The organism is Terribacillus sp. AE2B 122, assembly GCF_902497585.1.
GTDB lineage: Bacteria > Bacillota > Bacilli > Bacillales > Amphibacillaceae > Terribacillus > Terribacillus saccharophilus_A.
Map to the genome: position 1 here is coordinate 66,905 of NZ_LR700942.1, position 6,896 is coordinate 73,800.

A 6,896-nucleotide genomic window follows, 5' to 3' on the forward strand; every position below is an offset into this window, starting at 1 on the left:
TTTTATCTGTTATAGTAAATGAATTGATTTTATAGATTAATATTTCGGGCTATGCAGCAATTTTTCTTCTGAAATTGAAACCTCTGTCTAAAAACTGTACAATAACAATAGATAAAAAAAGACTAGTACAGATGAGGGCATGGTGAAGGAATGTCGACAAAACATGATCAGATCATTAAATATATTGAGAACCTTCCGGTTGGCGGGAAGATATCCGTACGTGCTATCGCCAAGGAATTGAATGTAAGTGAAGGAACGGCATACCGAGCTATCAAGGAGGCGGAGAATAAAGGGCTGGTCAGCACGATTGAGCGTGTCGGGACTGTGAGGATCGAAACAAAAGTTAAGGATAATTTTGATCGCTTATCTTTCGCAGAAATCATCGGTATTGTGGATGGTCAAGTGCTCGGAGGCCGCGACGGCTTGCATAAGACGCTTAATAAATTTGTTATCGGAGCGATGGAACTTGATGCTATGATGCGCTATACCCAAAAGGATGCTTTGCTCATCGTCGGTAACCGTATTGAAGCGCATGAACTGGCAATCAAGGAAGGGGCTGCCGTGCTCATAACTGGAGGTTTCGACACGGATGACCGTATCAAGCGTCTGGCAGATGAAAAGGAGCTTCCGGTCATCTCCACGAGCTATGATACGTTTACGGTAGCGGAATTGATCAACCGGGCGATCTATGATCAGATGATCAAGAAAGAGATAATCGTTGTAGAGGATATTTTTACACCATTGCAGCAAACATACCATCTGCAGGAAACAGATACGCTCGAAAAATGGTATATGTTCAATGCGGAAACTACTCATACACGTTATCCAGTAACTAATGCGGCACAGAAGGTAACTGGAATGGTCACCTCGAAGGATATCATCAACAAGGACAGGCAGCTGTCTGTTGTAAAAGCGATGACGAAGAATCCGCTTACCGTTCAAAAGCATACAACCCTTGCATATGCTGCTCATATGATGGTTTGGGAAGGTATCGAGATTATTCCAGTTGTCGATCAGCAGCATAAATTGCAAGGATTGATTTCCAGACAGGATGTTTTAAAAGCGCTTCAACAAATCCAGCTGCAGCCGCAAATTGGCGAAACAATCGAAGACCTGGTAACAAGAGAGATCGATTTGTTGGAAGATGAGACGCCGGACGTCGTTTTTCAAGGGAAAGTGACACCGCAGATGACGAATCAGCTTGGCAGTCTCTCTACCGGAGTTCTGACAACGTTTGTCACGGAAGCAAGCCGACGTTTCGTTCGCAAAATGAAGAAGGGGGATATGGTGGTCGATAACATATCCGTCTATTTCCTGCGTCCCATCCAGCTGGACAGTACAATCCTGATCAAGCCGCGTATTCTGGAGGTTGGGCGGAAGTTGGCGAAAATGGACGTGGAAGTGTATAGTAACAAGAAAACATTAGTTGCAAAAGCGTTGCTTATGGCACAGCTATTGGATCGCTGAGGCACATACATAGAGGGGGATACGATGCACGATAAAATCCTGGAAAGAATCAAAGTATATGAAACAATCATCATTCAGCGCCATGTTCGACCTGATCCGGATGCCTATGGATCACAGGTCGGACTAAGTGAAATTATCAAAGCGTCATTCCCGGATAAGCAGGTGTGGGTTGTAGGTGACGCTGATCCATCGCTAACATTCCTCGCAGAGATGGATACGATAGCTGACAGCGTATTTGAACAGGCGCTTGTCATTATTTGTGATGCTGCTAATCAGCCACGTATATCTGACCCGCGGTATAAGTTGGCCAAAGAAATAATTAAAATTGACCATCATCCTGAAGTTGATCGATATGGCGACATACAGTGGGTTGTTCCAACAGCCAGTTCTACAAGTGAAATGATTTACGAATTGTATGCAGCGCATCCAGAGCTACAGCTGACGACTCGGGGCGCGATGTTGTTATATGCTGGTATTGTTGGTGACACGGGACGTTTTCTTTTCCCGTCAACAAGTGAGAAAACATTCCACTTTGCAGGTGAATTGATAAAGTATCCATTCGATCGGACGATGCTTTATGAAAAATTATATGCGTCAAGGCTTGATGTCGCCAGACTTCAGGGATATATACTGCAGCAACTCAAGCTGCACGAGACCGGTGTTTGTGCAATCCGGATTACGAAGGATATTCTTGCATCCTACGGAGTGACTTCTTTGGAGACGAGTCAGCTTGTCGGAACAATTGCCAGTATTGAAGGTGTCAAAGCATGGCTCTTTTTCGTCGAAGAGGAAGAACAGATTCGAGTGCGAATCCGTTCGAAAGGTCCTGTAATTAATGGACTAGCCGGGAAATTCAATGGTGGCGGCCATGCGTTTGCGTCTGGTGCTACAGTGTACAGTTGGGATGAAGCTACCAGACTTGAACAGGAATTACAAGATATATGTCGTCAGTTTGAATCAAATTAAATGTCTGTCTCCACTCTCACTGTCAAGTAGAGGATCTCGGAAATGATCAGCTGCTTGACGGTGACTTTGTAACGAAATCCATCCAGCTCATAGACTTTATTTTCAATTGCCCCGAGCAATAGCGGGCTGCTTTGCACAGCTCCATTGACACTGCGGCCGATCATATGGCGTGCTTCCTCCTTTATCGCTTCCTTCAGTTCATGCTCGATCAATTTGTCTAGCTCCAGGCTGTCATCAGTTTCGATAGCTATCGTGATTTCATCAATAAGAAGACCTTCCTGCTGCAGTTCATTCATTTCTTCATTGTTGTCCTTCAATACTTCGATATCCCGTTCCAAGTCGTGAATAGTACCTTCCATTTCTACTTTTTCCTTCACCCATTCCTCAAATAGCGTTCCATACATGAACAGATAAACAAAATAGGAAATGATGCCGCCAAGGAAAAATCCAACTAAAAAGCGTTGCCAGCCAGTCTGCTTATAAATCGGCGGTATATGCATCAGGAGACATCCTCCTGGATGAACCAGCCGATGATCAAGAGTGCAGTTTTTACTCCTCCCATCGCAGCGATGATGATAAGAATTTGTTTAATGACATCAAATGTTGCCCCTTGATAGATGCCTTTTTCAAAATTAGTAATAGCATCGAAAGTTCCGCCGATTGCCGCAATGATGGCCCAAATCCGAATACCGCTGGAGATACGCTTGATGGCGGTCAGTGGCGGTTCACCAGTAGCAAAAGCACCGATACTGCCGATGAAACAGCCCCCGATCATAACGCCGAGTGCGATGAAATAACAATGCATCATTGAGATGATAACTCGTTCTTCCATGCTGAAACTCCTTTACATAGTCTTTTTCTACCCTATGGCAGCAGGGGACAAGTTATGTTAGTCATTTCATTGTCTGCGACATTTCGTATATAATGGAGAGAGTGTAAAAAAGGGCGGTAATGATGTATGGAGTTCTCGCATCTGCAAATCAGAAGCAGCTATAGCTTCTATCAGAGTACAATTAAAATTCCTCAACTAGTGAAGAAAGCCAAGGAAGCAGGTTTTGAAGCCTTGGCGCTGACGGATGACGTGGTAATGTACGGTGTTGTGCCGTTTTATCAGGCTTGTTTAGAGGTAGGTATAAAGCCGATTATCGGAATCCATGTACCGATCGAGGCGGAAGGGCAAATGACGAAAGTTCTCATGCTTGCGGAAAATGATACTGGGTATCAGCAGCTAGCAGAATTAAGTACATACCTGCAAACGAATGAAACAAATTATTTGCCAATTTCATCATTGGAAGCATATGCGAAGGGAGTCATTGCAATAATTCCGACGCACACATTGATTCAGCTTCAAATCAATCCATGGCGATCCATATTTGGTGATCGGCTGTATGCTGGTATCAGTCCGGAAGAAGTGCGTTATCTGGATGACCAGACCTTGACCAATTGGCAGCAGCAGTACAATCTCCGATTTGCGGCAACAGGAGATGTGCGCTATGTGCAGGAAGATGATATCGATGCATATCATTGTCTGCTTGCAATAGAAGAAGGAGCAACCTGGGAGCCGGTTGCGCACGATACGCAGCCGACGCATCATTTACGTACAGGAGCAGAAATGGAAGGTCTTTCCGATAGTGTCTTGTGGCGGGGAGCACTGGCTGAGGCTGGTTCCATCGCAGAGCGCTGTACGATTCAGCTGCAACTTGGCGGTCGACATTTACCTGCATATCCAGTTCCTCAAGAAGAACAAGCTGATACATATTTAAGTCAAATATGCAGTGAACGGCTACAGGAGCTGTATGGAGGTAGAAAGGATGCACAGGAACGGCTGACCTATGAGCTAAATGTAATCAAGGAAATGGGCTTTAGTGATTATTTTCTAATTGTTTGGGATTTCGTGCGTTATGCAAAGGAACACGGCATCCGTGTCGGTCCTGGACGCGGATCGGCCGCTGGCTCGCTCGTTGCCTATGTGCTAGGCATTACAGCGGTGGATCCGTTAGCTTATGGTCTTTTGTTTGAACGATTCCTTAATCCGGAACGGATATCGATGCCAGATATTGATATTGACTTCTCTGACTACCGCAGGGATGAGGTCATCCGCTATGTACGAAATAAATATGGTGCAGATCATGTAGCGCAAATCATTACGTTTGGTACCTTTGCTGCCCGCTCCCTTTTGCGAGAGCTGGTCAAGACGATGGAAATACCGCAATCGGATGCTGCCTATCTTCTTAAGATGATTCCGAATAACGCAGCATCTTTGTCTGCTGGTTTAAAGGCTTCCGAAGAACTCACTGCCTATGTCAAAGAATCAGAGCAGCTGAAGCGCTTATTCCGAATTGGTGTCAAGCTGGAGGGATTGCCGCGTCATGCATCAACGCATGCAGCTGGTATCGTCATTAGTGCTGATCCGCTCGTGAAAACCGTTCCGCTAGCTTCGGGGCACGATGAGGTAGCGTTGACTCAGTTTGCCATGAAGGAACTGGAACAGCTAGGTTTGTTGAAAATGGATTTCCTTGGATTACGCAACCTGACCTTGATGGATCATGTTCTAAACAGTTTGCCGAAACAACCGGATATAGAATCTCTTCCGCTGGATGATGAAGCTACTTTCCGTTTATTCCGGGAGGGACGCACGAACGGTGTGTTCCAATTTGAATCAAGCGGTATGAAGCAAGTGCTGCGACAGCTGAAGCCATCATCATTTGAAGATATTGTCGCTGTCAATGCATTGTATCGACCAGGTCCGATGAGTTATATTCCGGTCTTCGTTCGTCGTAAACACGGGGAGGAGGCGGTCAGCTATCCACATGCTAAGCTGGCCCCGATACTGGAGAAGACGTATGGTGTGCTTGTCTACCAAGAACAAATCATGCAGATAGCAGCCTCAATGGCTGGCTACAAGCTAGGGGAAGCCGATTTACTGCGCCGAGCAGTTAGTAAAAAAGATGCTAGCGTACTTGAGAAAGAAGAGAGCCGCTTCTTAACTGGCTGTATAGAAAACGGGTACAGCCCCGATACTGCCAAGGAAGTATTTTCCTGGATCGTGAAATTCGCTAACTACGGATTCAACCGCAGTCATGCAGTCGCATACAGCTACTTAGCGTATCAGCTGGCATACTTAAAAGCGCATTTTCCTGCAAACTTTTTTGCTGAATTGATGAGCGGAGTTGCGAATCAGCCAGATAAAATCCGGCAGTATATCCGCGAGGCAGCTGATAGCGGGATTGAAATCCTGGCTCCATCCATCAATAAAAGTTTCGGCAAGTATACAGTAGAAAACAGGAATATAAGAATAGGGTTGCTGACCATCAAAGGTATTGGTGCCCAAGTGGTCAGACAGATTATTGATGCGCGGAAAGATGGACCATTCAAGCATCTTTTTGATTTCTGTGTTCGAGTCTCCATTAGTAAATCTGCATTGGAGCAGCTCATTTTAGCCGGGGCTTTCGATAATATCCATAATAACCGAGCCGCAGTATTGGCTACGATAGATAAAGCAATGGAGCAGGCGGAATTGTTCAGGGAATTGTATGATCAGCCATCGCTGCTGGGAGAAGTCGAATTCGAAGCTACATATGAGAAGCAGGAGCCATTTTCATCGATGGCCATCTTGAAGTACGAAAAAGAAGTGCTTGGATTGTATATTTCCAGTCATCCACTCGCAAGCTATCGGGGTGATCTCCGCAGCAGTGGTTATATTGCAGTTCAGCAGTTCGAAGCACTACCGCCTAAAAAGCAGGTGCGCTTGGCTGCTGTTGTACTACAGCAGCGGACGATCCGGACGAAAAAAGGCCAGCCTATGGCATTCCTGACAATCGGTGATGAGACTGGTGAAGTCGAAGCTGTCGTATTTCCAGATTTACATCGGCAAATCGGTCGATTTCTGGAAGAGGAGACACTGCTCGACCTTGTTGGTAAGATCGAGGAAAGGAATGGGGAAAGACAACTTATCCTGCAAGAGGCACAACTCTTCCAGGAAGATAAGCTCGAGCCAAGTAAAGAACGGTTATTCATCCGCTATGATACTATCGCTGAAGAAGAAGTTCTCGACATTGTCCGCGAATGTGCCGCACAGTATCCTGGAAATGTCCCTGTCATTGTTGTACACAAGGAGACACGGAAAAGCTATCAGCTGTCCGGTTCGTATCACCTCGAGCTAAGCCAGAAAAGTCTGAGTATTTTAAGGAAACATTTTGGGAAAGAAAACGTTGCCGTGTCGGGGCAGTGACGATTCAACTTTCTTTACACCATGGTGACATATGCCTATAATGTATAGTCGTCTGTGCCGACCGTCATGTTATAAAATACACAAAGGATGATTAAATATGTCCAACTTAAGAGAAGATGCACTGAAAATACACCGTGAAAATAAAGGGAAACTGACAATGAAGTCGAAAATCCCTGTCCGTAATGCAACGGATTTGAGTCTTGCTTATTCCCCAGGTGTAGCTGAACCTTGT

5 protein-coding genes and 1 pseudogene are annotated in these 6,896 nt (G+C 45.4%); 4 read left to right on the forward strand and 2 right to left on the reverse strand.

Annotated elements, in window-relative coordinates:
• The first annotated feature begins 150 nt into the window (after positions 1-150).
• Positions 151-1,467 (forward strand): DRTGG domain-containing protein, encoded by a 1,317-nt coding sequence (locus tag AE2B122_RS00315; RefSeq protein ID WP_175072788.1) that lies wholly within the window; start codon positions 151-153, stop codon positions 1,465-1,467.
• Positions 1,468-1,491: 24 nt separating this feature from the next.
• Positions 1,492-2,433, forward strand: coding sequence for a bifunctional oligoribonuclease/PAP phosphatase NrnA (locus tag AE2B122_RS00320; protein ID WP_095220622.1), 942 nt, complete (start codon positions 1,492-1,494; stop codon positions 2,431-2,433).
• Here AE2B122_RS00320 and ytrI read toward each other — a convergent pair.
• The gene (gene ytrI / locus AE2B122_RS00325) at positions 2,430-2,933 is read right to left on the reverse strand and encodes a sporulation membrane protein YtrI (protein ID WP_095220623.1); all 504 of its coding nucleotides are present in this window, start codon (positions 2,931-2,933) and stop codon (positions 2,430-2,432) included. The two genes, AE2B122_RS00320 and ytrI, sit on opposite strands and share 4 nt — an antisense overlap.
• Positions 2,933-3,265 carry a YtrH family sporulation protein gene (locus tag AE2B122_RS00330; RefSeq protein WP_038562204.1) on the reverse strand — a complete coding sequence of 111 codons (333 nt, stop codon included), beginning with the start codon at positions 3,263-3,265 and terminating at the stop codon, positions 2,933-2,935. The genes ytrI and AE2B122_RS00330 overlap by 1 nt, the downstream gene beginning before the upstream one ends.
• Positions 3,266-3,391: 126 nt before the next feature.
• Between AE2B122_RS00330 and dnaE the strand changes: the two genes are divergently transcribed.
• Both dnaE and AE2B122_RS19045 read left to right on the forward strand, forming a co-directional pair.
• Positions 3,392-6,664 (forward strand): DNA polymerase III subunit alpha, encoded by a 3,273-nt coding sequence (gene dnaE, locus AE2B122_RS00335; protein WP_175072789.1) that lies wholly within the window; start codon positions 3,392-3,394, stop codon positions 6,662-6,664.
• 97 nt (positions 6,665-6,761) lie between these two features.
• Positions 6,762-6,896: pseudogene (locus AE2B122_RS19045) on the forward strand (NAD-dependent malic enzyme); the annotation flags it as partial.